The organism is Lacticaseibacillus nasuensis JCM 17158, from assembly GCF_001434705.1.
GTDB lineage: Bacteria > Bacillota > Bacilli > Lactobacillales > Lactobacillaceae > Lacticaseibacillus > Lacticaseibacillus nasuensis.
Genome location: NZ_AZDJ01000001.1, coordinates 165,166 through 188,310, shown reverse-complemented (window position 1 = coordinate 188,310; position 23,145 = coordinate 165,166). Strand labels below are relative to the sequence as shown.

At 60.1% G+C, this 23,145-nt stretch carries 30 protein-coding genes and 1 tRNA gene; 5 read left to right on the top strand and 26 right to left on the bottom strand.

Going from position 1 to position 23,145, the window contains the following annotated elements; all coding sequences use genetic code 11:
* Window positions 1–10: 10 nt before the first annotated feature.
* The 4 genes from coaBC to FD02_RS00940 all read right to left on the bottom strand — a co-directional run bounded on the left by coaBC (window position 11) and on the right by FD02_RS00940 (window position 2,907).
* Complete coding sequence (gene coaBC, locus FD02_RS00955; RefSeq protein WP_056949889.1) at window positions 11–1,204, bottom strand: bifunctional phosphopantothenoylcysteine decarboxylase/phosphopantothenate--cysteine ligase CoaBC; 1,194 nt, start codon at window positions 1,202–1,204, stop codon at window positions 11–13.
* An 83-nt stretch (window positions 1,205–1,287) separates the two neighbouring features.
* On the bottom strand, window positions 1,288–1,542 hold the full coding sequence (rpoZ, locus tag FD02_RS00950) for a DNA-directed RNA polymerase subunit omega (protein ID WP_054723743.1): 255 nt from the start codon (window positions 1,540–1,542) through the stop codon (window positions 1,288–1,290).
* Window positions 1,543–1,562: 20 nt separating this feature from the next.
* Window positions 1,563–2,189, bottom strand: coding sequence for a guanylate kinase (gene gmk, locus FD02_RS00945; protein ID WP_054723741.1), 627 nt, complete (start codon window positions 2,187–2,189; stop codon window positions 1,563–1,565).
* A gap of 43 nt (window positions 2,190–2,232) precedes the next feature.
* Entirely contained in the window at window positions 2,233–2,907 is a 675-nt protein-coding gene (locus tag FD02_RS00940; RefSeq protein ID WP_056949888.1) for a patatin-like phospholipase family protein, read from the bottom strand.
* A gap of 88 nt (window positions 2,908–2,995) precedes the next feature.
* On the opposite strand from FD02_RS00940, the gene FD02_RS11240 reads away from it, so the two are divergent.
* Window positions 2,996–3,295, top strand: coding sequence for a hypothetical protein (locus FD02_RS11240; RefSeq protein WP_235806651.1), 300 nt, complete (start codon window positions 2,996–2,998; stop codon window positions 3,293–3,295).
* Between the two features lie 56 nt (window positions 3,296–3,351).
* Here FD02_RS11240 and recN read toward each other — a convergent pair whose 3' ends face one another.
* The 17 genes from recN to FD02_RS00850 all read right to left on the bottom strand — a co-directional run bounded on the left by recN (window position 3,352) and on the right by FD02_RS00850 (window position 16,141).
* Window positions 3,352–5,052, bottom strand: coding sequence for a DNA repair protein RecN (recN, locus tag FD02_RS00930; RefSeq protein WP_056949887.1), 1,701 nt, complete (start codon window positions 5,050–5,052; stop codon window positions 3,352–3,354).
* A gap of 1 nt (window position 5,053) precedes the next feature.
* Window positions 5,054–5,506: an arginine repressor gene (locus FD02_RS00925; protein ID WP_056949886.1), complete on the bottom strand. Its 453-nt coding sequence runs from the start codon at window positions 5,504–5,506 to the stop codon at window positions 5,054–5,056.
* 14 nt (window positions 5,507–5,520) lie between these two features.
* Complete coding sequence (locus FD02_RS00920; RefSeq protein WP_054723753.1) at window positions 5,521–6,357, bottom strand: TlyA family RNA methyltransferase; 837 nt, start codon at window positions 6,355–6,357, stop codon at window positions 5,521–5,523.
* Window positions 6,354–7,223: a polyprenyl synthetase family protein gene (locus FD02_RS00915; protein WP_056949885.1), complete on the bottom strand. Its 870-nt coding sequence runs from the start codon at window positions 7,221–7,223 to the stop codon at window positions 6,354–6,356. Before FD02_RS00915 ends, FD02_RS00920 begins: the two co-directional genes overlap by 4 nt.
* Complete coding sequence (locus FD02_RS00910) at window positions 7,216–7,437, bottom strand: exodeoxyribonuclease VII small subunit (protein WP_054723784.1); 222 nt, start codon at window positions 7,435–7,437, stop codon at window positions 7,216–7,218. The genes FD02_RS00915 and FD02_RS00910 overlap by 8 nt, the downstream gene beginning before the upstream one ends.
* Complete coding sequence (gene xseA / locus FD02_RS00905) at window positions 7,430–8,776, bottom strand: exodeoxyribonuclease VII large subunit (protein WP_056949884.1); 1,347 nt, start codon at window positions 8,774–8,776, stop codon at window positions 7,430–7,432. Before xseA ends, FD02_RS00910 begins: the two co-directional genes overlap by 8 nt.
* Entirely contained in the window at window positions 8,769–9,620 is an 852-nt protein-coding gene (folD, locus tag FD02_RS00900) for a bifunctional methylenetetrahydrofolate dehydrogenase/methenyltetrahydrofolate cyclohydrolase FolD (protein ID WP_056949883.1), read from the bottom strand. The genes xseA and folD overlap by 8 nt, the downstream gene beginning before the upstream one ends.
* 54 nt (window positions 9,621–9,674) lie before the next feature.
* Window positions 9,675–10,073 (bottom strand): transcription antitermination factor NusB, encoded by a 399-nt coding sequence (gene nusB / locus FD02_RS00895; RefSeq protein WP_056949882.1) that lies wholly within the window; start codon window positions 10,071–10,073, stop codon window positions 9,675–9,677.
* Entirely contained in the window at window positions 10,074–10,511 is a 438-nt protein-coding gene (locus FD02_RS00890; RefSeq protein WP_056949881.1) for an Asp23/Gls24 family envelope stress response protein, read from the bottom strand. It abuts the gene before it with no gap.
* A gap of 23 nt (window positions 10,512–10,534) precedes the next feature.
* Window positions 10,535–11,092 carry an elongation factor P gene (gene efp, locus FD02_RS00885; RefSeq protein WP_056949880.1) on the bottom strand — a complete coding sequence of 186 codons (558 nt, stop codon included), beginning with the start codon at window positions 11,090–11,092 and terminating at the stop codon, window positions 10,535–10,537.
* Window positions 11,093–11,322: 230 nt separating this feature from the next.
* The gene (locus FD02_RS00880; RefSeq protein WP_056949879.1) at window positions 11,323–12,390 is read right to left on the bottom strand and encodes a M24 family metallopeptidase; all 1,068 of its coding nucleotides are present in this window, start codon (window positions 12,388–12,390) and stop codon (window positions 11,323–11,325) included.
* A 59-nt stretch (window positions 12,391–12,449) separates the two neighbouring features.
* Window positions 12,450–12,740, bottom strand: coding sequence for a 50S ribosomal protein L27 (rpmA, locus tag FD02_RS00875; RefSeq protein ID WP_054723351.1), 291 nt, complete (start codon window positions 12,738–12,740; stop codon window positions 12,450–12,452).
* 24 nt (window positions 12,741–12,764) lie between these two features.
* A complete protein-coding gene (locus tag FD02_RS00870; protein WP_056949878.1) occupies window positions 12,765–13,106 on the bottom strand; it encodes a ribosomal-processing cysteine protease Prp in 342 nt (113 codons plus the stop codon).
* Window positions 13,107–13,120: 14 nt separating this feature from the next.
* Complete coding sequence (rplU, locus tag FD02_RS00865; RefSeq protein ID WP_056949877.1) at window positions 13,121–13,432, bottom strand: 50S ribosomal protein L21; 312 nt, start codon at window positions 13,430–13,432, stop codon at window positions 13,121–13,123.
* A 179-nt stretch (window positions 13,433–13,611) separates the two neighbouring features.
* Window positions 13,612–14,550, bottom strand: a complete 939-nt coding sequence (locus FD02_RS00860; protein WP_056949876.1) for a metal ABC transporter solute-binding protein, Zn/Mn family — start codon at window positions 14,548–14,550, stop codon at window positions 13,612–13,614.
* Complete coding sequence (locus tag FD02_RS00855; protein WP_056949875.1) at window positions 14,547–15,404, bottom strand: metal ABC transporter permease; 858 nt, start codon at window positions 15,402–15,404, stop codon at window positions 14,547–14,549. Before FD02_RS00855 ends, FD02_RS00860 begins: the two co-directional genes overlap by 4 nt.
* Entirely contained in the window at window positions 15,401–16,141 is a 741-nt protein-coding gene (locus FD02_RS00850; protein WP_054723350.1) for a metal ABC transporter ATP-binding protein, read from the bottom strand. The genes FD02_RS00855 and FD02_RS00850 overlap by 4 nt, the downstream gene beginning before the upstream one ends.
* 216 nt (window positions 16,142–16,357) lie before the next feature.
* On the opposite strand from FD02_RS00850, the gene FD02_RS00845 reads away from it, so the two are divergent.
* Window positions 16,358–16,612, top strand: coding sequence for a hypothetical protein (locus tag FD02_RS00845; RefSeq protein WP_056949874.1), 255 nt, complete (start codon window positions 16,358–16,360; stop codon window positions 16,610–16,612).
* Between the two features lie 105 nt (window positions 16,613–16,717).
* Here the strand turns inward: FD02_RS00845 and FD02_RS11590 are convergent, their stop codons facing one another.
* On the bottom strand, window positions 16,718–16,840 hold the full coding sequence (locus tag FD02_RS11590; RefSeq protein ID WP_263849119.1) for a hypothetical protein: 123 nt from the start codon (window positions 16,838–16,840) through the stop codon (window positions 16,718–16,720).
* 408 nt (window positions 16,841–17,248) lie between these two features.
* Between FD02_RS11590 and FD02_RS00840 the strand changes: the two genes are divergently transcribed.
* Complete coding sequence (locus FD02_RS00840; protein WP_054723348.1) at window positions 17,249–17,440, top strand: hypothetical protein; 192 nt, start codon at window positions 17,249–17,251, stop codon at window positions 17,438–17,440.
* A 57-nt stretch (window positions 17,441–17,497) separates the two neighbouring features.
* Entirely contained in the window at window positions 17,498–17,833 is a 336-nt protein-coding gene (locus FD02_RS00835) for a hypothetical protein (protein WP_056949873.1), read from the top strand.
* Window positions 17,834–17,941: 108 nt separating this feature from the next.
* Here FD02_RS00835 and FD02_RS00830 read toward each other — a convergent pair.
* The 4 genes from FD02_RS00830 to FD02_RS00815 all read right to left on the bottom strand — a co-directional run bounded on the left by FD02_RS00830 (window position 17,942) and on the right by FD02_RS00815 (window position 20,503).
* A tRNA-Arg gene (locus FD02_RS00830) sits at window positions 17,942–18,015 on the bottom strand.
* A 26-nt stretch (window positions 18,016–18,041) separates the two neighbouring features.
* Window positions 18,042–19,283, bottom strand: a complete 1,242-nt coding sequence (locus FD02_RS00825; protein ID WP_054723347.1) for an MFS transporter — start codon at window positions 19,281–19,283, stop codon at window positions 18,042–18,044.
* Window positions 19,284–19,316: 33 nt separating this feature from the next.
* Complete coding sequence (locus tag FD02_RS00820; RefSeq protein ID WP_054723346.1) at window positions 19,317–20,057, bottom strand: LiaF domain-containing protein; 741 nt, start codon at window positions 20,055–20,057, stop codon at window positions 19,317–19,319.
* Window positions 20,054–20,503 carry a LytTR family DNA-binding domain-containing protein gene (locus FD02_RS00815; protein WP_054723345.1) on the bottom strand — a complete coding sequence of 150 codons (450 nt, stop codon included), beginning with the start codon at window positions 20,501–20,503 and terminating at the stop codon, window positions 20,054–20,056. Before FD02_RS00815 ends, FD02_RS00820 begins: the two co-directional genes overlap by 4 nt.
* Before the next feature lie 163 nt (window positions 20,504–20,666).
* Between FD02_RS00815 and FD02_RS00810 the strand changes: the two genes are divergently transcribed.
* The gene (locus FD02_RS00810) at window positions 20,667–23,051 is read left to right on the top strand and encodes a Xaa-Pro dipeptidyl-peptidase (protein WP_056949872.1); all 2,385 of its coding nucleotides are present in this window, start codon (window positions 20,667–20,669) and stop codon (window positions 23,049–23,051) included.
* The last annotated feature ends 94 nt before the right edge of the window (window positions 23,052–23,145 follow it).

The window sequence follows — 23,145 nt, the reverse complement described above, 5'->3', positions numbered from 1 at the left end:
GCCACTGGCACTAGCGCCCCTCCAAATCCTGGGCAATCGCCCGCAAAATCGCCGCGGCTAACTCGACCTTCGGCTGCATGGCCAAGGTCACGGGTGCGCGGTGTGGCCGCAACAAAACGGCGGCGTTGTCCGGGGCATTAAAGCCGCGGCCGTGGCCAACTTCGTTAGCAACGATGAGGTCGGCGCCTTTTTTGGCCAGCTTGGCCGTCGCGTTTTGGATCAAGTCGTCGGTTTCCGCGGCAAAGCCGGCGAGGTATTGATGCGTCTTGGTTTGGCCGAGGCCGGCGAGGATGTCGGGATTAGCCACCAATTCAAGCGTCATGCCGGCAGTCGGCGTCGCCTTTTTCAACTTGTGATCGGCAGACTGGGCCGGGCGAAAATCCGCCACGGCCGCGGCCATGATCACGATGTCGGCCGCCGCATACTCGGTCTGCATCGCGGCGGCCAGTTCTGCGGCCGTCGCGACGGCTTGCACTTTGACGTTAGGCAGCACCGGTTGGCTCGCCGTGGTCACCAGCGTCACCGCGGCGCCAGCCGCCGCGGCGACGTTGGCCAGCGCGGTGCCCATTTTGCCGGACGAGTCGTTCGTGAGGTAGCGCACCGGGTCTAGCCGCTCGCGCGTGCCGCCGGCGGACACCAAGACGCGCTTGCCCGCCAGCCAAGCAGTCGGCTGCAGCGTGGCAATCGCCGCTTCGATCACCGGCAGGTCCGGCATGCGGCCCACGGCACTGTATCCTTCCGCCAAGAAGCCGGTGGCGGGAGGCAAAATGTGGTAGCCGGCTTGCGCCAGCGTCGCCACGTTGGCCTGAGTCAGCGGGTTCAACCACATTTGGTCGTTCATCGCCGGCACCACCAGCTTCGGGCCGTTAAACGCCAGGAGGCTGGTGGTCACGATGTTATCGGCGAGGCCATGCGCCAGCTTGGCGATCGTGTTGGCCGTGGCTGGCACCACCACCGCGAGGTCCAGCCACTGGGCCAAGGCGACGTGGGCGACATGGGTCGGGTCGGCGGTGGCGTTGGCGTCGGTGAGCACCGCGTGTTTGGACACGGTGGCGAGGCTGGCGGCGGTGACGAACTCGAGTGCACTCGGCGTCACCACGGTTTTCACCTCGTGGCCGGCGCGAATTAATGCGCGCACCAAGGCCGGCATCTTGTATGCGGCAATCCCGCCGGTGATAAAGAGTCCAATGTGTTTGCCTGTCATCTCGCGCCTCCGTTTCGTTCTGGGCCTTATTATACCAGAGTTATTGCGGCCAACAAAAAAGCCTGCACGCGGCAGGCTGGCACTTATTCTTCGTTACCCGGTTCGTGGTCGAGCTTTTCGGCGTCGCGTTCCAGCAACTTGGAGTCTGGGTCGATGATCACATCGCCGGCGGCTACTTCTTCAAGCGCCTGGCCAACGGTTTTCTTCGACTTGTAATCCGGCAAGGTGCGGATGCCGCTGGTTTCCAGCTCATGGGCGCGCTTGGCGGCCAAGACGGCCAGGGAGTACCGAGACGGCACCTTGGCCAGCAGCTTATCAATAGAAGGATAAATAATCATGGATGTGCTCTCCTTTGAGTTCAGTTCACGGCGTCGGCCTTGGCCAACATGCCCTTGTAGCGATCGATGACGCGCGGAACGCGCAGGTGCTCGCTTTCGATGATGCGCTCGATGCGGCGCACGGCGAGGTTGACCTTGTCGTTGACGACGGCGTAGTCATAGTTTTCCATCATGGCGATTTCCGTCGCGGCCTTTTTGATGCGCGAGTCGATCGTCGCTTCATCTTCGGTGCCGCGTCCGGCCAGCCGCGAGCGTAACGCGGACAGATCCGGCGGGGTCAAAAAGATGAAGACGCCATCCGGACATTTCTCCCGGACCTGCATGGCCCCTTTGACCTCGATTTCCAGCAAGACGTCCTTGCCGCGGTCGAGGGTCTGGTTCACATACTTCAGCGGAGTGCCGTAGTAATTGCCGACGTACTGGGCATATTCGAGCATGCCGCCAGTGGCGATTTCGTGCTCAAACTCTTCCTTGGTGCGGAAGTAATAATCCACCCCATCGACTTCTCCCGGCCGCTTCTGGCGAGTCGTCATCGATACCGAATACTGAAAATCTCGGTAGTTACCAGCCAGCATGGCTTGCCGAACCGTCCCTTTGCCGACGCCGCTTGGGCCGGATAGGACAATTAGCATTCCCCGTTCATGCATGCTTGTACCTCTTTCATAATGTTTAACCACCATTCTGCACTTTTCAGCGGGAAATTTCAACCGCCAATCGCGCCCGCAGCCGGCGCCCGACTGCCACCCCGGCGGCCAGCAGCTGCTCGCGGTGCGCCGGGGCAAAATTCAGCATGTGCTTGGCCCACTCCGGCGGCGTGATCAACACGTCGGCCTGGCGCTTGGGCACCGGGCCCAAGCCGGCCGCCGCGATGGCAATCACGTAGTCGGCGCCAAGGTCATACGCAATGTCTACCGGCAAGTCGTTGAGCACCCCACCGTCGATGTAGCGCGCGTCGCCCACGCGCACCGGGCGCAGCCAGCCGGGAATCGCGGCGCTGGCCAACAGCCACGTCGCCGTGTCCGCGCCGCCGAGCTTGCGCACGACGATTTGGCGCGGCCGCCCCAGCCGCGTGGCCAGCGCCAGCGCGGGCCACGGTTGGCGGGTGGGCAGCGTGGTGAGCGTATTGATCAGCGCAGCAAACGCCGGCTGCCGCGTGACCTGCGGCGGCACGTGACGCGGTGCGCGGCTGCGCCACCACTGCGTTAACTCCCGCGGGGTCAGCCGCGTCGTCGCGAAGGCGTTGATGGCCCCAATTGAGCTGCCGATGGTAAATGTCGGCGTGACGAGATCGGCGATGGCCTGCCACACGCCGGCTTGAAACGCGCCGCGCACGCCGCCGCCACCAAAACACACGGCTACTTTCAAACTTTTTCCTCCTATGGGTTGCATTCCTGAACAGACGTTCGTATAATAAAGGTACAAACAAACGTTCGAGGTGCTCACAATGCAAAACATGCAAACGAAACCGAATCGGCTCCACGCGGTGACGCACGCCGTGGTCGCCACATCTAAGCAGTTCTTTGAGTTGCCCGCCACCACCCAGGTGATGCCGGTCGCGCAGCTCACGCAATTCGTCAACCAAGCCCTTGCCAAGCAGTACCTGGTGACGCTCCACTTCCAAGATGGCACCACCCTGTCCGGCCGCATCGTGCGGCCCATCGGTGAGCGCTTCCTAATTCAAGCGTATCACAGTAACCTGGTGCGTGTCTTTGCGCTGGCGGAACTGCGATATATTAACCGCGTTGCCGCGTAGACATAAATAGGATTGAGACCAAGCGGCCTCAATCCTATTTTTTTTGCGTGAGTGCGTCAATGGCCCGCGCGCAGCTTGGCCTTGATGGTGTCGGCCTGCGCCAACAATTCCTGGGCGTGTTGCTTGGCCAGATCGGTGATGGTTTCGCCAGCGGTCATGCGCGCCAGCTCCGCGACCCGCTCGGTGGCCGACAGCGGCGTCACCGTGGTACGGGTGCGGCCGTGGCTGACGGTTTTGGCAATCAGGTACTCGTGGTCGCTCATCGCCGCCACCTGCGGCAGGTGCGTGATGCACAGCACCTGCTCGCTTAAGGCAATCGTGCTGATCTTCGTGGCGATGGCCTGGGCGACGCGGCCGGAGACGCCGGTGTCGACCTCGTCGAAAATAATACTGGTGACGCCGGCGGACTTGGCGAAAATCGTCTTGAGCGCCAGCATCAGCCGCGACAACTCCCCGCCCGAGGCAATCTTGGCCAAGGGCTTGGCCGCCTCGCCGGGATTGGTTTGAATGTAAAACTCGACGGTGTCTGCACCATCCGGTCCGAAGTCGTGCTTCGCGGTGAAGCGCACCGTGAACACCGTCTTGGCCATGTACAGCGCGGCCAGCTGGGCGTGAATCGCCTTGGTCAAGGTCGTGGCCGCCGCGCGCCGGGCCTTGGTCAGCGCCGCGGCTTCCTTCGTGAGCGCGGCGGCTTGTTGCGCCACGCTGGCCTCCAAGCCGCTGGCGCCGGCCTCGGTGGCCTGCATGTCGGCGAGTTCGCGGGCGGCTTTTTCGCCGTATGCGATCACCGCCGCCACGGAGTCGCCGTACTTGCGCTTAAGCTGCGTCAACAACTCGAGGCGCGACTCGACCTCATCGAGCCGGCCTTCGTCAAATTCCAAGGCCGCCACCTGATGGGACAAGTCGCTTTGCACGTCTTGCAAGGCATAATACGCGCCGGCCACCTGCTCGGCCAAGGCGGCGTAGGCCGGATCGTAATCGGCGACGCCTTGGAGGCTGCTCATCACGGTGCCTAACGCGTCGACGGGACTGGCCGCGTCGTCGGTGAGCACGGCATAGCTTTGGTTCAAGGCGTCGCTGATGCGCTGGAAGTTGGCCAGCCGGTCGCGCTCGGCGATGAGCTGGTCTTCTTCGTCTGGCTGCAGCTTGGCGTCGGCGATTTCTGCGACTTGAAACTGCAACATGTCTAGCCGCTGCGCCCACTCTTGCTCGTTGGCCTGCTTCTTGCGCAGCGCCGCGGCCGCTTTCTCGTAGGCGGCATAGTCCTGGCGGTATTGGGCCACGCGCTTGGCCAAGCTCGGCCCGCCGAATTGATCCAGCAAACCGAGGTGAGTCTCCGGGTGCATGAGTTGTTGGTGCTCGTTTTGGCCGTGAATGTCGACCAGCGTTTCGCCGACCTCGCGCAGCGTGGCGGTGTTCACCAGCCGCCCGTTGACCCGGCAGAGGTTGCGGCCCGACGCGTAAATGTCGCGCTGCAGCAACACCGTGTCGTCGTCGCTGGTCAAACCATAGGTGGCCAGCACCGCGGCCGTGGCCGAATCGGCGGGCGCGGTGAACAGGCCTTCCAGCGTCGCCTTGGCCGCGCCGGTGCGCACGAAATCCGCCGAGCCGCGGCCCCCGGCCAGCAGCCCGACGGCGTCGATGATGATCGACTTGCCGGCACCGGTTTCCCCGGTGAGCGCCGTCATGCCCGAGGCAAAACTCAGCTCGAGTTGATCGATAATGGCAAAATCGTGAATCACGAGCTCCTGCAGCATGTTACCCCACCATTCCTTCAAGCGTGGCCAACACCCCGGCGGCCCCTGCGGCATCGCGGCAAATAATCAGAATCGACGCGTCGCCGGCCACCGTGGCAAACACCCGGTCGTCGTTGAGCTGGTCGATGAGATTGCCGATGGCCGGCGCGGTGCCGGGATTGGTTTTGACGTTGACGAATTGATCCATCTGCTGACCGCTTTGATACGCGGCAATCAGCGTGCGGCGCAACTTGTCGGCCGGCTGCAGCTGCTTGGCCGGCGGCAACGCGTAACGGTAGTGGCCCGCCGCGTCCGGCACCTTGATCAGCTGCATCTCCTTGATGTCGCGAGAAATCGTCGCCTGAGTCACCGGCACGCCCAGCGCCTTGAGCCGGGTGACAAAATCGCTTTGCCGCTCGATGACTTCAGATTGAATCAGTTGGCGAATGTGCGCCTGGCGTTCATTTTTTTGCATGACGAGACTCCCTCCTAGCTGTGTTGCCCGGGCCGTAGCTCGGCGTAAGCCGCCTGCAGCGTGGCGTCAATGTCCACGCCGGGGGCTTGGCTGCCGGCGCCGGTGCATTGTTGTAGGTGAATCAAGAATTCGATGTTGCCTTCGCCGCCTTTGATCGGGCTGAAGTCGAGGCCGAGCACGTTGTAGCCATTGGCCAAGGCGAAGGTGACGATGCGCTCGAGGACGGCGCGGTGCACCGCCGGGTCGCGCACGATGCCTTTTTTACCCACGTGGGTCGGGCCGGCTTCAAACTGCGGCTTGATCAGCGCCACGGCATGGCCGCCGGGTTGAATGATGGCGTGCAGCGGCGGCAAAATCAACCGCAGGGAAATGAACGACACGTCGGTCATGGCAAACTCGACGGGGCCTTGCGTGAAATCCTCCGGCTTGGCGTAGCGAAAGTTCACCCGCTCCATCACCACCACCCGCGGATCTTCGCGCAGCGACCACGCCAGCTGGTTGTAGCCGACATCTAGCGCGTAGCTGAGCTTGGCGCCGGCTTGCAAGGCGACGTCGGTGAAGCCGCCGGTGGACGCGCCGATGTCCAGCACCGTTTTGCCGGCCAAGTCGAGGTCAAACACCCGCAAGGCCTTGGCCAGCTTCAAGCCGCCGCGCGACACGTAAGGCATCTTCTTGCCCTTGACGTGCAGCTCGGTGTCGCCGGGAATCTTCACGCCGGGTTTGTCCAGGCGCTCGTTGTTGTGATCATACACCTCGCCGGCCATCACGGCGCGCTTGGCTTGTTCGCGCGACGTGAAGAGGCCTTGTTCCACCAGCATCACGTCGATGCGTTCTTTTTTCGTCGTTGTCACAGTGCTTCCTCTCGCTGAAAAATCGTTAGAAATGCGGCCAACTCCGGCAAGTCGCCGAGGGGCGCTAACGCCGCTTGGGCCGCCGCCAGCGTGTCGGCCAACGCCTGCCGGGCGCCGGTGAGGCCGAGCAGCGCCACATAGGTGTTCTTGCCTTCACCGACGTCCTTGCCCGGCGTCTTGCCCAGCTCGGCGGCCGTTTCGGTGACGTCCTTGATGTCATCGGCAATCTGGTAGGCGACGCCGAATTGCCGGGCAAACTCGGCCAAGGCCGCGGTGGTCGCGGCCGGCGTCTGGGCAATCGTTGCCCCCATGCTGACGGCGGCTTGAATCAGACGGCCGGTTTTCAGGTGGTGCAACTGGCGCAGCGTGGCCAAATCATATTGCTCGTGCTCGCCGTCCATGTCCATCACCTGGCCGGCCACCATGCCGTTGCTGCCGGCAGCCCTCGCCAGTTGCGCGACCAAGCTCACCTGTTGCGCGGCGCTCACCGGCGTGGTCGCCACCAGCGCCAAGGCGTCGGCCTGCAAGGCGTCGCCGGCCAGAATCGCCGTGGCGGTGCCGAACTGCTTGTGATTCGTCGGCCGGCCGCGGCGCAAGTCGTCGTTGTCCATCGCCGGCAGGTCGTCGTGAATCAGCGAATAGGTGTGCATCAGCTCCAACGCCGCCGCGGCTGGCAAAGCCGCCGTGACGTCGCCGCCGAAACTCGCCACCGTCGCCAGCAACAACAACGGGCGTAGCCGCTTGCCACCAGCGTTCACCGAATAAGCCATCGCCTCACGCAAATGGGCATTCTCGATTTGAGCAAAATGCGCCGCCAGCCGGGCTTCTAAGGCCGGCTGGCGCGCCGTGGTCGCAGGCTTAAGCATGGTCGGGGTCAAACGGCTCGGTGGTGCCGTCGTCCTTCACCATTTCGGTGACCGTTTGCTCCGCGGACTTCAGCGTTTTCTCCAACTCGGCGCTTAAGGTGACGCCGGTTTTGAACTGCTTGAGCGCCTCTTCCAGAGGCACGTCGCCTTGTTCCAGCTGGGTCACGATTTGTTCGAGTTGACTCAATTTGGTTTCAAAGGTTGGTTCAGCCATCGGTTTGCTTCCTTTCGTTAATCGTCACATGCACCGTGCCGTCAGCCGCGTGAATCTCGGCGGTGGCGCCGACTTGATAATCCGCCACCCGCGTCAGCATGTGGCCATCCGGGGCGGTGACATAGGCGTAGCCGCGGCCGAGAATCTTCAGCGGGCTGAGGTGATCCAGCGCCAACTCGGCGGCGGCCAGCTGTTGGCGCTTGGTGGCCACCAGCGTTTGGACGGCGCGGTCGAGCCGGCCGCGATCCGCCCGCACGGTGGCCTGCGTCGTCGCCACCCGCACCGCCAACTGCCGCGGCGCGAGGCTCGCTTGGGCCATGGCCAGGCGGTGGGCTTGTTGCTGCAAAATCGTCTGCATCGCCGCGTTGCGCCGGGCCACGAGTTGGTCGACGCGCTGGAGATACTGATCATACAGCCGCTCGGGTTGCGTCAGCACCACGCTTTGTTGAACGCGGTGCAGGCGCTGCGTCAGGGTTTGCAGCGTGCGCATCAAGGCGGCGGCGAGGCGGGTGCGGTCTTCGCTCAGCCGACTCAACGCGTCGACCAACGGCACCGGCGTCACCAGCTCGGCGGCCGCCGTCGGGGTGGCCGCGCGCTTGTCGGCGACGTAATCGACGATGGTAAAATCGGTTTCGTGCCCCACCGACGCCACCACGGGCATCGGCATGTCGGCCAAGTCGCGCGCGAGCGCTTCGTCGTTAAACGGCCACAGGTCTTCGATGGACCCGCCGCCGCGCCCGATGATCAACGCGTCAAACGGCCCCATCGCCCGCACCCGCTTGAGCTGGGCGCGAATCCCGGCGGCCGCGGTGTCGCCTTGCACCTGGGCGGGAAACAGCACCAGTTGCAAAATCGGGTAGCGCCGCGCCACGGTGGTGCGAATATCTTGAATCACCGCGCCGCTGGGGCTGGTGATCACCGCCACGCGCTTAGGAAACTGGCGCAGCGGCCGCTGATTTTTGGCAAACAGCCCCTCCGCTTCGAGCTTGGCCTTCAGTTGCTCATAGGCCTGGTACAACGCGCCGACGCCGTCTGGTTCCATGCGGTCGATGACGATTTGGTAATTGCCGGAGTTGGGGTACAAGGTCACGCGGCCTACCGCCAGTACCTTCATACCTTCTTCCGGCTGAAACTTCAGCTTGGCAAAGGCGCTTTTGAACATCACGGCACTGATCTTGGCACCGTCGTCCTTCAGCGAAAAATACTGGTGATTCTGCCGCAACCGAAAGTTGGAGATTTCGCCGCTGACCGCCACCCGCGTCAAATAGGGATCAAAATCGAATTTGCGCTTGAGGTACTGGGTCAGCGCCGTCACCGTTAAGTATTCTGGTTCAGCCATTTGCTCGCCTTTCTGCCAGCGCGACGGTTTGCATCATCAACGCCGCAATTGTCATCGGCCCGACGCCGCCGGGTACCGGCGTGATTGCCCGCGTCTTGGGCGCCACCGCCGCGTAGTCCACGTCGCCGGTAAGCTTGCCGGCCGCGTCGCGATTCATCCCCACGTCGACCACCACCGCGCCGGGTTTCACCATGTCCGCGGTGATCAAATTGGCCTGGCCCGTCGCCACCACCAAGAGGTCCGCGGTGCGGGTCAACGCGGCCAACCCCGCCGTTTGCCGGTGGGCGATGGTCACCGTGGCGTCGTGATTCAACAACAACCCCGCCAGCGGCCGGCCGACGATGTTGCTGCGGCCGACGATGACGGCGTGCAACCCGGCCACGTGAATTCCGTAGGCGTGCAGCAGCGCCATGATGCCATACGGCGTGCTGGCGACGATGCCCGGCGTATTGGTCCACAACCGGCCGACGTTCACCGGGTGAAACCCGTCGACGTCCTTGTCCGGAGCGATGGCGACAATCACCGCCGCCGCGTCGATTTGCGGCGGCAACGGCAGCTGCACCAAAATTCCGTCGACGCTAGGGTCGGCATTGAGCGCCGCCACTTGCGCCAACAACTCGGCTTGCGTCGCGGTGGCCGGCAGTGTGTACACCGTGCTGGCGACGCCAATGGCCGCGGCGCGGCGGCGCTTGTTGCGGACATAAATCGCGCTGGCCGGGTCGTCGCCGACGAGAATCACGGCCAAGCCCGGCACCACTCCCGCGGTTTTCAGCGCGGCGACTTGCCCCTGCAAAGTGTTCATCAAGGCGTTGGCGGTTTGATTGCCATCCAGGCGAATCGTCATGTGGCTTTCCTCCCATTCTACTAGAAAACGCCGGTGCTTTCGCGCCGGCGTCTTCTATGCCTTGGCGACGAAGTGGCCTAAAATCCCATTGATGAATTTCGCCGCTTGCTCATCGCTATATGTCTTGGCGATTTCCAAGGCTTCGTTGATCGCCGCCTTGTCGGGCATCGCCGTTTCGTATTGAATCTCGTACAAGCCGAGGCGCAATACGATCAGGTCCGTCTTCGTCAGGCGACTCAGCGTCCAGCCTTTTTTCAACTTGGCACTGATTGCCTCATCGAGCTCGGCTTGGTGCGCCAACACCCCATCGACAAGTTCCATGAGGTAGTCGGGCACTTCCTCCCCGGGCGCCAGCACGTCGGCATACACCGCCGCGTGGTCGGCTTCGGGGTTGGCATTCAACGCGAACAGCGACTGAAACGCCGCTTCACGAATTTCGTGACGATTACGCATTTAGTCGTCCCCTTCGCTATCGCTGTCGTCATCCTTGAACAAGTCGGCCGGATCGACCTTCGGCAACTTCTCCGGGACGACGCCGACGACGTGCACGTTCACCGTGTTCAACGCCAAATCGGTCATGTACAGCAATTGCTCGCGCAGCTGAGTCTGCATGGCCAAGGCCACCTTCGGCACGGACACGCCGTAGTTCAAATAAACGTAGACGTCGGCCGTCAACTTGTCGCCGTCAACCGTCAGGGTCACCCCTTTGCCGTGGTTGGCGCGGCCAAATAACTCGTTGATCTGGCTCGCCAGCGTGCCTCGCATCTGGTACACGCCGTCGACTTGAACGGCGGCGATGCCGAGAATCACCTCGAGCACCTCAGGCACGATTTCAATCGTCCCCGCGGCGTTTTCGCGGTTAGCCAAAATGATATTCTTTTCTTCAGCCATGCGCTTGCCTCCTTGCCTCACGCCTACGCGCGAGAAATGTACGTCCCGTCTTGGGTGTTGATCTTCAGCATGTCGCCTTCATTGACGAAGAATGGCACCTGAACAACCAGGCCCGTTTCCATCGTCGCCGGCTTCGTGCCGCCGGAGCTGGTGTTGCCACGCACGCCAGGCTCGGTCGCCTTGACCTCAAGCTCAACGGTGTTCGGCACCTCGACGCCCAGCGTTTCGCCGCCGTGCATCATGATCTTCACTTCCATGTTTTCCTTCATGAACTTCAATTCTTCCCGGATCTCATCGCCCGGCAAGGTCAGCTGTTCATAAGTTTCGGTGTCCATGAAGACGTAGGAATCACCGTCGGCATACAGGTACTGCATGCTCTTGGTATCAATTTGCGCCTTTTCAACTTTTTCAGTCGAGCGGAACGTTTTTTCTTGAACGGCACCGGTCCGCAGGTTTTTCAGCGTCGAGCGGACAAAGGCAGACCCCTTGCCCGGCTTCACGTGCTGAAATTCCACGATCCGCCACAGGTCGCCATCAACCTCGATGGTCAGGCCGTTCTTAAAGTCGTTTACAGAAATCATCAGAATCCTCCATTGTATGTTTCACACTAGTGTAATCATAGCAAGGTACCGTCACAAGCGCAAGCTTGTGACGGTACCCGTGAGTGAGCGCAGCGAACGAACAAGGTCCTTGATTCAAGGCCGGAAGTGAGCGCAGCGAACGAACAAGCAGGCGAGCGCAAGCGCGCCGCGTTAGCCGTGAGTGAGCGGCGTGAACGAACAAGGCCGGTGAGCAAAGGCAAAACCGCGCCCTATTCCCCCACCACCAAAATCTCCTTCGGCGCCGGGGTACTCAACACTTCGTTCCCCGTTTCGGTCACCAGCAAATCGTCCTCAATGCGCACGCCGCCGATGCCCGGCAAATAAATCCCGGGTTCGTTGGTTTCGACGTTACCGGCCACTTGCGGCACGTCGAGGTAGCCATTCCACGCGCCGGGGCCTTCGTGAATCGACAGCCCGATGCCGTGGCCGGTGCCGTGACCGAAGTATTGGCCGTACCCAGCTTCGTCAATAAAGTTGTGCGCGCAGTCGTTGAGTTGCCGGCCGGTGACGCCAGGCGCCATCAGCTTGGTGACGGCCTGGTTGGCGGCGTAGACAATGCGGTAAATTTCGCTGATGCGATCATCGGGCGTGCCTACCGCAAAAGTCCGAGTCAAATCGGACATGTAACCGTCGTAGATGCAGCCCCAGTCCAAGGTGATCACGTCGCCGGCTTCGATCACCTTATCGGTTGCGGCGCCATGTGGCATGGCCGAGCGGGCACCGGACGCGACGATGGTGTCAAACGAGGTGCCGCTGGCGCCGAGCCCGCGCATGAAGAAATCGAGGTCCGTGGCCACGGCCAGCTCGGTCTGCCCGGCGTGAATCGTTTCGAGGACATGTTGGTAGCCGGCTTCGGCGATGGCGATGGCCTGGTTGATTTTGGCAATTTCCTCGTCGTCTTTGACCTCGCGCAGCGAAGCGACCAGGTTGGTAGTCGGGTTCCAGCTACACTGGGCGCCGAGTTTTTGGTAGTCGGCGAAGGTCATGTACTCACTTTCAAACCCGACCGCCTGCATGCCTTGGTCGTCGGCGAGTTCGGCGGCTTTACGCAACACGCCATGCGTGTGAATCACCAATGTTGCATTGGTCACCTGCTGCTTGGCCTGGGTGGTAAAGCGCGAGTCCGTGATGAACCACGCGCCGGTTTCCCCGACCAACAGCCCGCTTTCGTCGCCGGTAAACCCGGTGAGGTAGCCGACGTTGACGGGGTCCGTGACCAATAAACCGTCGAGGTCACTGGCCTGAATTTTTGCCTGTAATTTGCTTAATCGTGTCATCGCCATGCGTCCTTTCGCGTGAAAAAAAGCGCCCCCAGTGGTGGGAGCGCTTCGTGGATTTATTCAGCGTCAGCGGCTGGATAAACAGATACTTGCTTCTTGTCGCGGCCCAGGCGTTCGAATTTCACGATGCCTGAAGCTGTGGCGAACAGCGTATCATCGCCACCGCGACCCACGTTGACCCCTGGATGGATCTTCGTGCCGCGTTGACGGTACAAGATGTTGCCGGCCAAAACGAATTGACCATCGGCACGCTTGGAACCAAGGCGCCGGCCTGCGGAGTTCCGCCCGTTTGAAGTGGAACCGCCCCCCTTATGATGGGAGAAGAATTGTAAGTTCATCTGTAACATGTGGATACACCTCCGTATGTAGAATTAGGCTTGCTGTGTGGTGACGTGAACATAATCGGGATACTGATCCGCGATACTTTGCACCGAAAGGACCAGGTTCTCCAGCAAGATTTGCGCGATGTGATTCTGTTCGCCAGTGGCGTCGCCGGTGGCCTCAACGGACAAATGCCCGCCGTTGACCTCATCGGCATCCACCTGCGGCGTGAACCCGGCCAGCGCTTCGATGCCATTTATGGCGCCGATGCTCACCGCGGAGACGCCGGCGCAGACAATGTCTTTGCCGTAGTCGCCGTGGTCGGCGTGGCCGGTAATCAGAAACTTCACGATGTCGCCGTGCTCATCTCGGGTAAAGGTTGCTTTGATCATGTGATTCTCCGTCGTTAGGCGTTGATCGCGTCGATAACCACTTTAGTATAAGGTTGACGATGACCCTTTTTCTGGTGTTGGTGTTTCTTGGCTTTGTACTTGTAGGTCACGACTTTTTTCTCGCGGCCTTGCTTCTCAACCTTACCAGTCACCGTTGCGCCATCTACCGTTGGCGTGCCAATCTTGGCATCGCCTTCGCCGCCGATCAAGATTACTTGATCGAAGGTCACTGCTGCGCCTTCTTCTGCATCGAGCTTCTCGACGTAAAGCGCTTCGCCGACTTCGGCCTTATATTGCTTACCGCCAGTTTTGATAATTGCGTACATCTTGTGCACCTCCTGTTTGCCCGTGGGCATTTTCCCCTGAGTACTCGCCAAGCTAGGCGCTATGCTTTGATGCCTACCATTGTGCGGTTGCAGATGAGGGGTGACAAATACAACGGATTGATTGTATCAAAAATCCAGCACTGGCGCAAGCTTCGCCAAGAAAATTTCTTGACAGCCGATTACCCGGCCAACCCCGCCTGAATGTGTTCGAGATTCCAGGCCATCATCTCATAATACGTGTCCCCTGGCGACCCGCGTTTGGCCAGCGAATCGGTGAAGACCGTCGCATGGATGCTGAGGCCGGTTTCTTGGGCCACTTTGTTCATCGACTTGGGCGACACCGAGGCCTCCACGAACAGGTGCTGCACGTTGGCGCGCCGGATGGTGGCGATGACGCGTTGCATCTGCTCCGGGGTGCCTTGGGCTTCCGTGTTGATCTCCCAAATATACGCCAGGGTGAGCTGATACGCCGCGGCAAAATACTTAAACGCGCCTTCGGAGGTGACCAACACGCGCTGCTTGGCCGGAATCGCTTGGAATTGCGCCTGGGCGCGCCGGTGCAACGCGGCGAGCTTGGCGAGATACTGCGTGGCATTTTCCCGGTAGAAGCTGGCGTTGGCGGGATCTTTTTGGCTCAACACGGCCGTGATGGTGCGGACGTACTGCATGCCGTTGGCCAGATCCAGCCACGCGTGCGGGTCCACCTGCTGGGCGTTGGTCGTAAGCGTCATCGGCTTCACCCCATCGGACGCGGCGAAGACTTCTTCATTAAATTGCTTGCCCGCCGTCGCCACCAGTTTCTTGAACCAGCCGTTGCCGCCGGTTTCTAAGTTTAACCCATTATGAAACAGCACGTCGGCTTCCGTGGCCGCGGCAATATCTGTCGGCCGCGGTTCGTACTCGTGGGGATCCACGCCGCGTTGGACAATGCTATGCAGGTCCACGCGGTCCTGGGCGACGTTGCGCACGAGGTCTTCGAGAATCGAGTTGGTCGTCACCACGCGCAACTGCGCGTGGGCCGGCTTGGCCGCCGGGGCCGCCGAGCGGCCGTAGACAAAATACCAGACGCCGACGAGAAACCCGGCGAGGCATAGCGCCGTGATCACAATCCGCTTCATGACTGGCTCCTCCTAACCCGCCGCAGCGGCAACACCGATTGCTTTGGCGAAAACAGAAACGACAGCGCGAATAACAGCGCGGCGACCAGCACGATGGCCGGACCAGACGCCCAATTCAAGGTGAAGCTCAGGTACATCCCCACCAGCGAGGACACGGCGCCGACCCCCGCGGCGAGCACCAGCATTTTACCCAGGTGAGCCGTCCATAAAAATGCCGTGGCCGCGGGGGTGATCAGCATCGCCACCACCAAGATGATGCCGACGGTTTGCAGTGCCGACACCGTGACGAAGGTCAACACGAGCATCAAGGCATAATGGATGAGTTGCGTGTTCAAGCCATAGGTCCGCGCGAAAGTGGGATCGAAGCTGGTAATCAGCAGTTCTTTGTAAAAGGCGACCACAAACATGATGACAATGGCAAAGACAACGGCCGTGGTCATGATGTCGCGATTGCTCACCGCCAAAATATTGCCGAATAAAATGTGATGCAGATTGGTGGTGCTTTCCGCCATGGCAATCAGAATGAAGCCCAAGGCATAAAACGCGGAAAACACCACGCCGATGCTCGTGTCAGCCTTGACCTTGCTGTGGGTGGCCACAAAGCCAATCAACAACGCCGCCAGCACGCCGAACAGCGACGCCCCGATTAAAATATTGATGCCCAGCATGTAGGCGATCGCCACCCCGGGCAACACGGCGTGGGAAATCGCGTCGCCCATCAAGGACATCCCGCGCAGAATGATGAAGCTGCCGATGATGCCCGACATGATGCCGACCATGACGGCCGTCAGCAACGCGCTTTGCAAAAAGTCGTAGCGCATCAGCGCCGTGAAAAATTCAGTCAGTGTGGTCATGAGGTCGCCTCCGCTGGGGTGAACAAGACATTGGCCAAATCCGCGGAAAACGCCGCGGTGAGATTGCGCGCCGTATAGACTTCAGCAACCGGGCCGGCGGCGATGATGCCGTGGTTCATGATGACGAGCTCATCGAAATACGTGGTCACCTTGTTCAAATCGTGATGCACGACGATGATTGTTTTCCCGGCGGCGCGCCACGCCTGCAAAATCGCCATGATGGCCGCTTCACTAGGCAAGTCGATGCCGACAAACGGCTCGTCTAAAATCACGATGTCCGCCTCTTGCACCATGGCGCGAGCAACAAAGACGCGCTGCAGTTGGCCGCCAGATAGCTGGCCAATCTGGCGGTGGGCAAATTCGGAAAGTCCCACTTGCGCCAGCGCCGCCAGACTCGCCTGGCGTTCGGCTACCCCGGGGTTGCGAAATAGGCCGAGTTTGGCGTACGTGCCGGTCATCACCACCGCCAGCACGTCGATCGGAAACGTCAGGTCTAAGTCTTTGCGTTGCTCAACATAGGCGATTCGCTTGCGCATGGCCTGTACGGGTTGGTCGTTGTACGCGACGGTGCCACTGGCCACTTTGATCAAGCCGAGGATGGCCTTGATCAACGTGGACTTACCTGCACCGTTCGGCCCGATAATCCCCGTGATTTTGCCCGCGGGGAAAGTCACGGCCACATCCGTGAAGACAGGGGTGGCGGCATAAGCAACAGTGAGGTTCTTGATGGTCAGCATGGGGACCTCCTGAATTTGTTAGGGATACTTAACTTATCTATCATCATCATACAGAATCGGCGCTGTCACCGCAACAGAATTCTTAACCATGCTTAATTAGTTGAACCGACGGAAAGTTATCGGCGCCACCCCCGGGCCGAGTTTCTTCTATATATATTACGCACTTGAAGGGAAAATGCTCGCTTGCTATACTGACCTGCAGAAAGGGGTGCCCGTATGCTTGGACTGAACATCGCCGTCTTCATCTTAACCACCGGCCTGGTGGTAACCACCGTCGCCCGCCTCCCGCAACCGGTAAACCTAGTCGTCGCCGGCTTGATCACCTTGTTCCTGTTCGTGGTCAACCAGCGCCTTGATGGCCCCAGCGGGTTTACCATCGGGCTCTTGGTGTGGTCGCTGGCACTGACGGCTGGCCTCGGCGGCTACCGGTGGTATCGACGCGCGCAACGACGCCGTCGCCCGAGGCGCTAAGCACAAAAAAGACGCGTCGAGATGCGACGCGCCGGATGCCCCTGCCAAGGACCTTTAGTATATAACGAGAATCGCGCCGGCACAATGTGCCGACGCGATTTAAAGTTATGCATTCAGTTGAGCAACAGCTTGTTCAATGGTCACGCCGGTACCGCGGTGATTCTGGTTTGCAGTGTCGATCGCGATGAACAAATTCTTGTTGGTATCTAATTGAATCCGATACTTCATAAATATTACCTCCATCCTTCTGGTGCGAATGGTCTTTTGGTAGCGATGAGGATAGTATACTCACAAGAAATTCGCTTGTCAAACAAAAACTTTAAACTCATTCTAAAGTCGTAGACAGTCATGACCAAAAGTAAGCACCTTTACAAGCTTTATTATACCAGGTTATGAAGCGGTTGCAAACCCAAATGCCATAATCATGATTAGCCCCGTGCAATCGCTGCCAAGAATTGCTGGCGCCGAATGCCGGCGCGCCGGCACCGCCGCCGGAGTGAGCAACTGGCGGCCACCTGATTTCTTGGCGTTTTGAATTCGCCGGCCTCGGTCCTGACGCATTCGCCCCTGCCCGGCCAACCGAGATGCTATAATGACGGCAACTCACCGGGGTCCGCCCCACCAAGGAGGTCCCGCATGATTTACGGGTTACTCAGCATTGACGGCATCGGCATGATCATCACCTTGTATGGTTTCTTCGGCTGTCGTGAGGCATTTTTTCATCACCGTAAGCCGCCGCGCCGCCCGCTGCGGCTGATGTGGCTGGGACTAGCAGTCATGTGGGGCGCCATTATTCTCAGTGAGGTCGTGTTGAAGCTCACGAGTTAGCGACCACTTAACGTCCAATCCTGATCGACGGAAAAAGCTGTCTGGGGGAATGATTTGATGAAGAAACGGATTGTCTTATTAATGACCGCGTTGTTGATGTTGTTGACGTTAGCCGCCTGCGGTCAAGCTGCGAAACCGGATTATACAGCCAGCACCGCGGAAACGGCACTCAACAAGGGGAAGGACCTCAAGGGAAAAACGGTCCAGTTCAAGGTCACCGGCTACGAACCCGCCAGCGCGTTTGGCTATAACATGGAAACTGGGAAGCATCTAAACTTTGTCAGCTCGGATAATCCGAAGGTGAAAAAAGGCGACACTGTCACCGTCAAAGTCAACAAGGCAAAATCAGTGATGGGATCGTTCATTATTACTTACACCAACCTGAAGAAATAAGCCGCCTACTTTGCCAAAGCGATAAGAACGCACACTGCGTTCTTATTTTTTTACCCACCCCATCAAAAAACGCCTCAAGCAAGCTCGAGGCGTTCCGTCACATTCTGCTGCGCCAGGCGAGGTTCGAACTCGCGACCGATGGTTTAGAAGACCATTGCTCTATCCAACTGAGCTACTGGCGCACAACAGATTTATTATATGGAAGCAGTTAAGGCGTGTCAATTTGTGCCGGGACCAACCCGAACCGCCGCAAGCCCACCAGCACCGCGACCGTGAAGGCAATCAACAACAAGCCGGTGACGCCATAAATCGCCGGGGCCGCCAGGTGATCGAACAGCACGCCATACAATAACGTGCCCAGTGGCATCAACAGCGTGGCCATGGTGCTAAACAACGAGAACACGCGGCCTTGCAAGTGTTGCGGAATCGTTTGCTGCATGAAGACGCTCATCGGCGTGTTGGTGAACACGAGGAAGAATCCGGTAGCCGCATTCACGCTGACGTAAAACCAGGTGTTGATGCCATTGTCCCACGGTATCAGTAGCGGCACGCCGACCAGCATCAGCGTCAGCGATAACAGAATAATGAAACGGTACGCTACCATGACCGGGTGGTTGTGCAAATGGACCTGGCTCAACACGATGCCACCGACGAACATCCCCACGGCAAAGGCGGATTCGGTGATGCCGTATTGCGAGTTGCTTAAGCGTAACGCGTGCACCAAGACGAAGGGCTCGCCGACGTTCACCGCCGCAAAGAAGAAGTTGATCAACGCCGCCGTCAGCCCCAGCAGAAAAATCAGTTTTTGCTGGCGCAAATAGCCGAACCCGGCCTTAAAGTTCTGCCCCACCGACTCGTGGGTGGTTGTGCTGGCCGGCGCCGGGTGAAACTTAAACGCCAGAATACCCACCAGCGCCACCAGCTCGAAGCCGATTTCGATCAAGGCGAAGCTGCCGATGCTAACCAGCGTGTACACCACCGCCCCGACGATTGGCGCCAGAAAACTGGCCAGCGACTGAATCGACTGATTATACGAATTCACCGCCTGCAGCTGCGCGTCGGCAAACAGCTGCACCAAGCTGGCGGAAAGCGCGGTGCTCAAGAAGTTGTCCGTGATCTGCAGCACGATCAACAGCCCAATCACCTCGGGAAAATAGGCTTGCGGCGCCGCGCGAAAGGCGAAGAAGAAGCCTAACAAGCCGAGGCTCGTGGTGACCTGCGCCGCCACCATGATCGGCCGGTGATGCCAGGTATCCACCACGTAACCCACCACCGGCGTCAAGACCAGGCTCAAGACCGGCCCGGTAATCATCGTAAAGCCCATCCCCAAGGCCGAGCCGGTGCGCTTGAGCACGTACAAGCCGATGGCAAAACTCAACATCGCGCTGCCAAAGTTGCCGGCGAATTTCACGACCATTAAGATGGCCATTTGTTTGGTAATTTTGCGCATAATTCCCTCCCATCCCACGACTTGGCGCGGCTGTTAGATGTAATGCACCTTGATGTCGCCGAGCTTGAAGCCGCCGGTGAGATATACCGTCGGGCCCGCGGCGTCGCTGGGGGTGCCGACGACCTTGACGTCGCCGAGAAAACTCTCGAGTTCAGACTGCAGGTGCCAGTTGGCGGGGATGTAGAGATCCAAGTCCCCGAGGCTGCCGGTCACCGCGATTTCCGCGTGATCGGCCAGAATCGTCGCCTTGTCGAAGTAGACTTTGGCGTCGCCGAGGCCGATGGTGATGTCCGCCAGGCGAAAATCTGGACTTTGCACGTAGCGCGTGACGCTGCCGAGCTTGGTGGTGATGACCACGGTTTGGTCGCGGCTCACCGCCTCTTTGGGCTGGCCTTGCTGATGCGTCAGCGTCAGGTTCTGGCCGTTTTTAATGATGATGAGGTGGCTGTGGTGGTGCTTCAAGAACGGGTGCAGCACCAAGCTCAAGCCGATGTGGACCAACAACGCCACGCCGAGCACCGTCCACGGGACCAGCGTGGCGATGCCCAACGCACGGTTCCAGATGATGGCCAAAAACGCCAGCGACCACACGACGCCACCGACGCTGAGGTTGGCGATGGATTGCACCAGGGCCGCGACGAGGACGATGGTGAACAGCCAGCCCCACCAGCCCATGGTGACGCCGAGCCAGCCGAGCTTGCTGGCAATCAGCAACCCGGCGCCGATCAGGAAAAACATGCCCCAGAAGATGTCCGAATAAGTTTTCTTGTTCATGATGGTGACCTCGTTTCTTCGAGTCTGCGCAACAGCTGCTTGTAGTAGCGCCGCGACGCGTACACTTGCTTGTAGGAATCATAGAAGCTCACCGCGCAATTGGCGATGGCCCGCTCGACTGCGCTGACGGCGTCGAGGTTGACGATGGTCGACTTAGCGATTTGCTGGAAGGTCGGCGGCAACATTGCCGCTGCGCTGGCCAGCGACGTGTGCATGACGTAGATGTCTGTTTTCGTGTGCACCTGCAACGTGCGCTCCGCCGTTTCGATGAAGAGAATGTCGGCCAGCGGCAAGAAGTGTTCGCGGTTGCCTTGGAACACCGCCAGCGTCTTGGGCTGCGGTTGCAAGCGCGCCAGCAACGCCGCCAGCGCAGGCGAATCCTTGGCGGCGCGAATCGTGATGTCAGGGTCTGGATAGTCGTCATCGTAATCAATATGCAGCTTCATCTGGCATCACCTCCTTGCCTCGACTTTTATTAAACAATTTTAATCTGGACAATGAAATACTTTTCGCCTAAGTGGTCAAAAAAAGCGCACAAGCGGCTAGCCAGTTGAATCGCCAGGCGCACAACGCTACACTTAACATATGAGAAAATAAGGAGTGTCCATGATGAAATTAAATCAATTCGCTCGCATCACCGCCGACCCCGCCACCCAATACCGCGAGCTGGCCGCCATCGGCTTACCTGCCGACCCCGCCGCCGACTTTTTCGCCACCATTCAAGCCACATACGCCAAGCTCTTCCCCGTGGCGAGCAGCCCGCAGGCGATCGCCGACGCGCAAGCCGCCATTGCCGTCGACGACTACGACACCCTGGCCACTTGGCTGCAGACGCCGCAACATACGATGACGCGCCGCGAGTTTTACAACATCGGCTTGCAGCTGCTAGGCTTTGAGGCCTTCACCGACTTTCAGCTCACCGCGCCCCTGACCTTCATGGCGCAAACCAAGCTGCCGGTGGTGGATCGGGACCTGATCCACACCGCCGATTTTCTCCAGGCCATCTACCTGTTGTTGACCACGCGCACCAAGCACCTAGTCACGCTGCTGGATGACCTGGCTAACCGCGGCTTTTTCAAGGATTATCACGACGGCTACCTGTTCTTCAACGGCAAGAGCCAAAACGTCTTCGACGCGCGGCAGCTGGTGCGCGAATGCGTGTGGATTGAATCCGACCTGGACACGGACGGCGACGGCCAGCGCGACATGCTGGAGGCGACGATTTTCCGGCCGAAGGAAACCGACGCCGGCATCAAGATGCCCGCGCTGTTTACGGCCAATCCTTATTTTCACGGCACCAATGACGTCGACGCCGTCACCCACGACCCCGACCCGAAGCTCGCGGTGAAAACCGAGTCGCACACCAAGGCCGACGTGACGTATCACCCAGCACCCCAACCCGACCTGCCGCACCGCACCGCCACTGGCGAAGGCAAGGCCGAAGTCTATGCCGATGAGAATGGCATCTACTCGCTGAACGATTACTTCCTCGGCCGCGGCTTTGTCACCGTGTATTCCGCCGGCGTCGGCACCCGCGGCTCCGATGGCGTGCGTAGCACCGGCGGCGTCAGCGAAACCGCCAGCGCCGTGGCCGTCATCGAGTGGCTCACCGGCGCCCGCCGCGCCTTCACCACCCGCACCGGCACCACCGAGACCAAGGCCTGGTGGTGCAACGGCAAGGTGGCGATGACCGGTAAATCCTACCTCGGCACGCTGGCCATCGCAGCGGCCACCAGCGGCGTCGCCGGGCTGAAAACCGTGATTTCTGAAGCCGCCATTTCCAGTTGGTACGACTACTACCGCGAAAACGGCCTGGTCGTCGCGCCCGGCGGCTACCAAGGCGAAGACGCCGATGTGCTGGCCGTCGATACCTTTTCCCGGCAAAAAGCCGCCGGCGATATGCTGAAACTGCGCGGCAAGTGGAGCCAGACGCTCGACGCCATCGGCCAGGCGCAGGATCGCACCACCGGCGACTACAACGCCTGGTGGGACGAGCGCAACTATCGCAACAACCTGAAAAACATTCGCTGCGATGTCGTCAGCGTGCATGGCCTCAACGACTGGAACGTCAAACCCGCCAACGTCATCCGCTTCTGGAATGGCCTGCGCGACTTGCCGATTCAAAAGAAGCTCTTCTTGCACCAAGGCCAACACGTCTACTTGAACAACGTGCTGTCGCTGGACTTCACCGACATGATGAACCTGTGGCTGTCTTACGAGCTGCTAGGCGTCGATAACGACGCGCCGGCGCAGCTGCCCAACGTCACCGTGCAGGATAACGTCGAGCCGGAAACTTGGCACACCTACGCCGACTTCGGCCATAGCGCCCACGCCCACAAGACCCGCCAGTATGATTTGCTCGGCGACTTCACCGGCGAGCGCGCCAGCTTCGCCGACAACGCCACGGGCACCTTCAAGGCGCGGCACCAAACCAGCGACTTGTTCGAAGCCGAAATCATCAAACCCGCCAGCCTCTACCGCGACGCGCGGTTGTGGCTGACCCAAGCGCCGGCCAGCGACACGCGGGTGCTGGAAGGCGTGCCGCATGTGCACCTGCGGCTGTGGATCGACGCGCCGACTGGCATCTTGTCCGTGCGTCTCGTCGACCTCGGCCCGGCCAAGCGCTTCGGCACCGTTGCCGACGTGATCGACGGCGCCGGCTACCAGCTCGGTTACGACTACAAGACGGATAAAATCGTCGAGTTCAAGCCCGCCGCCGAAACCGCCAGCAAGCTGATCACCTTCGGCCACGTCAACCTGCAAAATCCCAAGAACGCCTACGAGATTCAGCAGATCACGCCGGGCGAGGCCTTCACTGTTGACTTCGACCTGCAGCCGACGCATTACGTCCTGCCGGCCGAGCGGCAACTGGCGCTAGTGATTCACGGCGCCGACATGGCCCAGACCCAGCGGCCAACCGCCGTGGTCAATTACCACATTGACCGCGCCAGCTCCAGCATCTCGCTGCCGTTTCGCGTCAATGAGAATGGCTAAATCTGATCGTTCAAACCACGCGGCCCCTCACCTGTTGGTGAGGGGCCGCGTGGTTTGGCGCAGTGGTGATCACCCGTCATGTGTTAAAATCAAC

What these genes read in the sequence shown, in the direction of transcription:
- coaBC (WP_056949889.1), bottom strand. Translation starts at nt 1,204, where the DNA reads ATGACAGGCAAACACATTGGACTCTTTATCACCGGCGGGATTGCCGCA.
- rpoZ (WP_054723743.1), bottom strand. Translation starts at nt 1,542, where the DNA reads ATGATTATTTATCCTTCTATTGATAAGCTGCTGGCCAAGGTGCCGTCT.
- gmk (WP_054723741.1), bottom strand. Translation starts at nt 2,189, where the DNA reads ATGCATGAACGGGGAATGCTAATTGTCCTATCCGGCCCAAGCGGCGTC.
- FD02_RS11240 (WP_235806651.1), top strand. Translation starts at nt 2,996, where the DNA reads ATGCAAACGAAACCGAATCGGCTCCACGCGGTGACGCACGCCGTGGTC.
- recN (WP_056949887.1), bottom strand. Translation starts at nt 5,052, where the DNA reads ATGCTGCAGGAGCTCGTGATTCACGATTTTGCCATTATCGATCAACTC.
- FD02_RS00925 (WP_056949886.1), bottom strand. Translation starts at nt 5,506, where the DNA reads ATGCAAAAAAATGAACGCCAGGCGCACATTCGCCAACTGATTCAATCT.
- FD02_RS00915 (WP_056949885.1), bottom strand. Translation starts at nt 7,223, where the DNA reads ATGCTTAAGCCTGCGACCACGGCGCGCCAGCCGGCCTTAGAAGCCCGG.
- FD02_RS00910 (WP_054723784.1), bottom strand. Translation starts at nt 7,437, where the DNA reads ATGGCTGAACCAACCTTTGAAACCAAATTGAGTCAACTCGAACAAATC.
- xseA (WP_056949884.1), bottom strand. Translation starts at nt 8,776, where the DNA reads ATGGCTGAACCAGAATACTTAACGGTGACGGCGCTGACCCAGTACCTC.
- folD (WP_056949883.1), bottom strand. Translation starts at nt 9,620, where the DNA reads ATGACGATTCGCCTGGATGGCAATCAAACCGCCAACGCCTTGATGAAC.
- nusB (WP_056949882.1), bottom strand. Translation starts at nt 10,073, where the DNA reads ATGCGTAATCGTCACGAAATTCGTGAAGCGGCGTTTCAGTCGCTGTTC.
- FD02_RS00890 (WP_056949881.1), bottom strand. Translation starts at nt 10,511, where the DNA reads ATGGCTGAAGAAAAGAATATCATTTTGGCTAACCGCGAAAACGCCGCG.
- efp (WP_056949880.1), bottom strand. Translation starts at nt 11,092, where the DNA reads ATGATTTCTGTAAACGACTTTAAGAACGGCCTGACCATCGAGGTTGAT.
- FD02_RS00880 (WP_056949879.1), bottom strand. Translation starts at nt 12,390, where the DNA reads ATGACACGATTAAGCAAATTACAGGCAAAAATTCAGGCCAGTGACCTC.
- rpmA (WP_054723351.1), bottom strand. Translation starts at nt 12,740, where the DNA reads ATGTTACAGATGAACTTACAATTCTTCTCCCATCATAAGGGGGGCGGT.
- FD02_RS00870 (WP_056949878.1), bottom strand. Translation starts at nt 13,106, where the DNA reads ATGATCAAAGCAACCTTTACCCGAGATGAGCACGGCGACATCGTGAAG.
- rplU (WP_056949877.1), bottom strand. Translation starts at nt 13,432, where the DNA reads ATGTACGCAATTATCAAAACTGGCGGTAAGCAATATAAGGCCGAAGTC.
- FD02_RS00860 (WP_056949876.1), bottom strand. Translation starts at nt 14,550, where the DNA reads ATGAAGCGGATTGTGATCACGGCGCTATGCCTCGCCGGGTTTCTCGTC.
- FD02_RS00855 (WP_056949875.1), bottom strand. Translation starts at nt 15,404, where the DNA reads ATGACCACACTGACTGAATTTTTCACGGCGCTGATGCGCTACGACTTT.
- FD02_RS00850 (WP_054723350.1), bottom strand. Translation starts at nt 16,141, where the DNA reads ATGCTGACCATCAAGAACCTCACTGTTGCTTATGCCGCCACCCCTGTC.
- FD02_RS00845 (WP_056949874.1), top strand. Translation starts at nt 16,358, where the DNA reads ATGCTTGGACTGAACATCGCCGTCTTCATCTTAACCACCGGCCTGGTG.
- FD02_RS11590 (WP_263849119.1), bottom strand. Translation starts at nt 16,840, where the DNA reads ATGAAGTATCGGATTCAATTAGATACCAACAAGAATTTGTTCATCGCG.
- FD02_RS00840 (WP_054723348.1), top strand. Translation starts at nt 17,249, where the DNA reads ATGATTTACGGGTTACTCAGCATTGACGGCATCGGCATGATCATCACC.
- FD02_RS00835 (WP_056949873.1), top strand. Translation starts at nt 17,498, where the DNA reads ATGAAGAAACGGATTGTCTTATTAATGACCGCGTTGTTGATGTTGTTG.
- FD02_RS00825 (WP_054723347.1), bottom strand. Translation starts at nt 19,283, where the DNA reads ATGCGCAAAATTACCAAACAAATGGCCATCTTAATGGTCGTGAAATTC.
- FD02_RS00820 (WP_054723346.1), bottom strand. Translation starts at nt 20,057, where the DNA reads ATGAACAAGAAAACTTATTCGGACATCTTCTGGGGCATGTTTTTCCTG.
- FD02_RS00815 (WP_054723345.1), bottom strand. Translation starts at nt 20,503, where the DNA reads ATGAAGCTGCATATTGATTACGATGACGACTATCCAGACCCTGACATC.
- FD02_RS00810 (WP_056949872.1), top strand. Translation starts at nt 20,667, where the DNA reads ATGAAATTAAATCAATTCGCTCGCATCACCGCCGACCCCGCCACCCAA.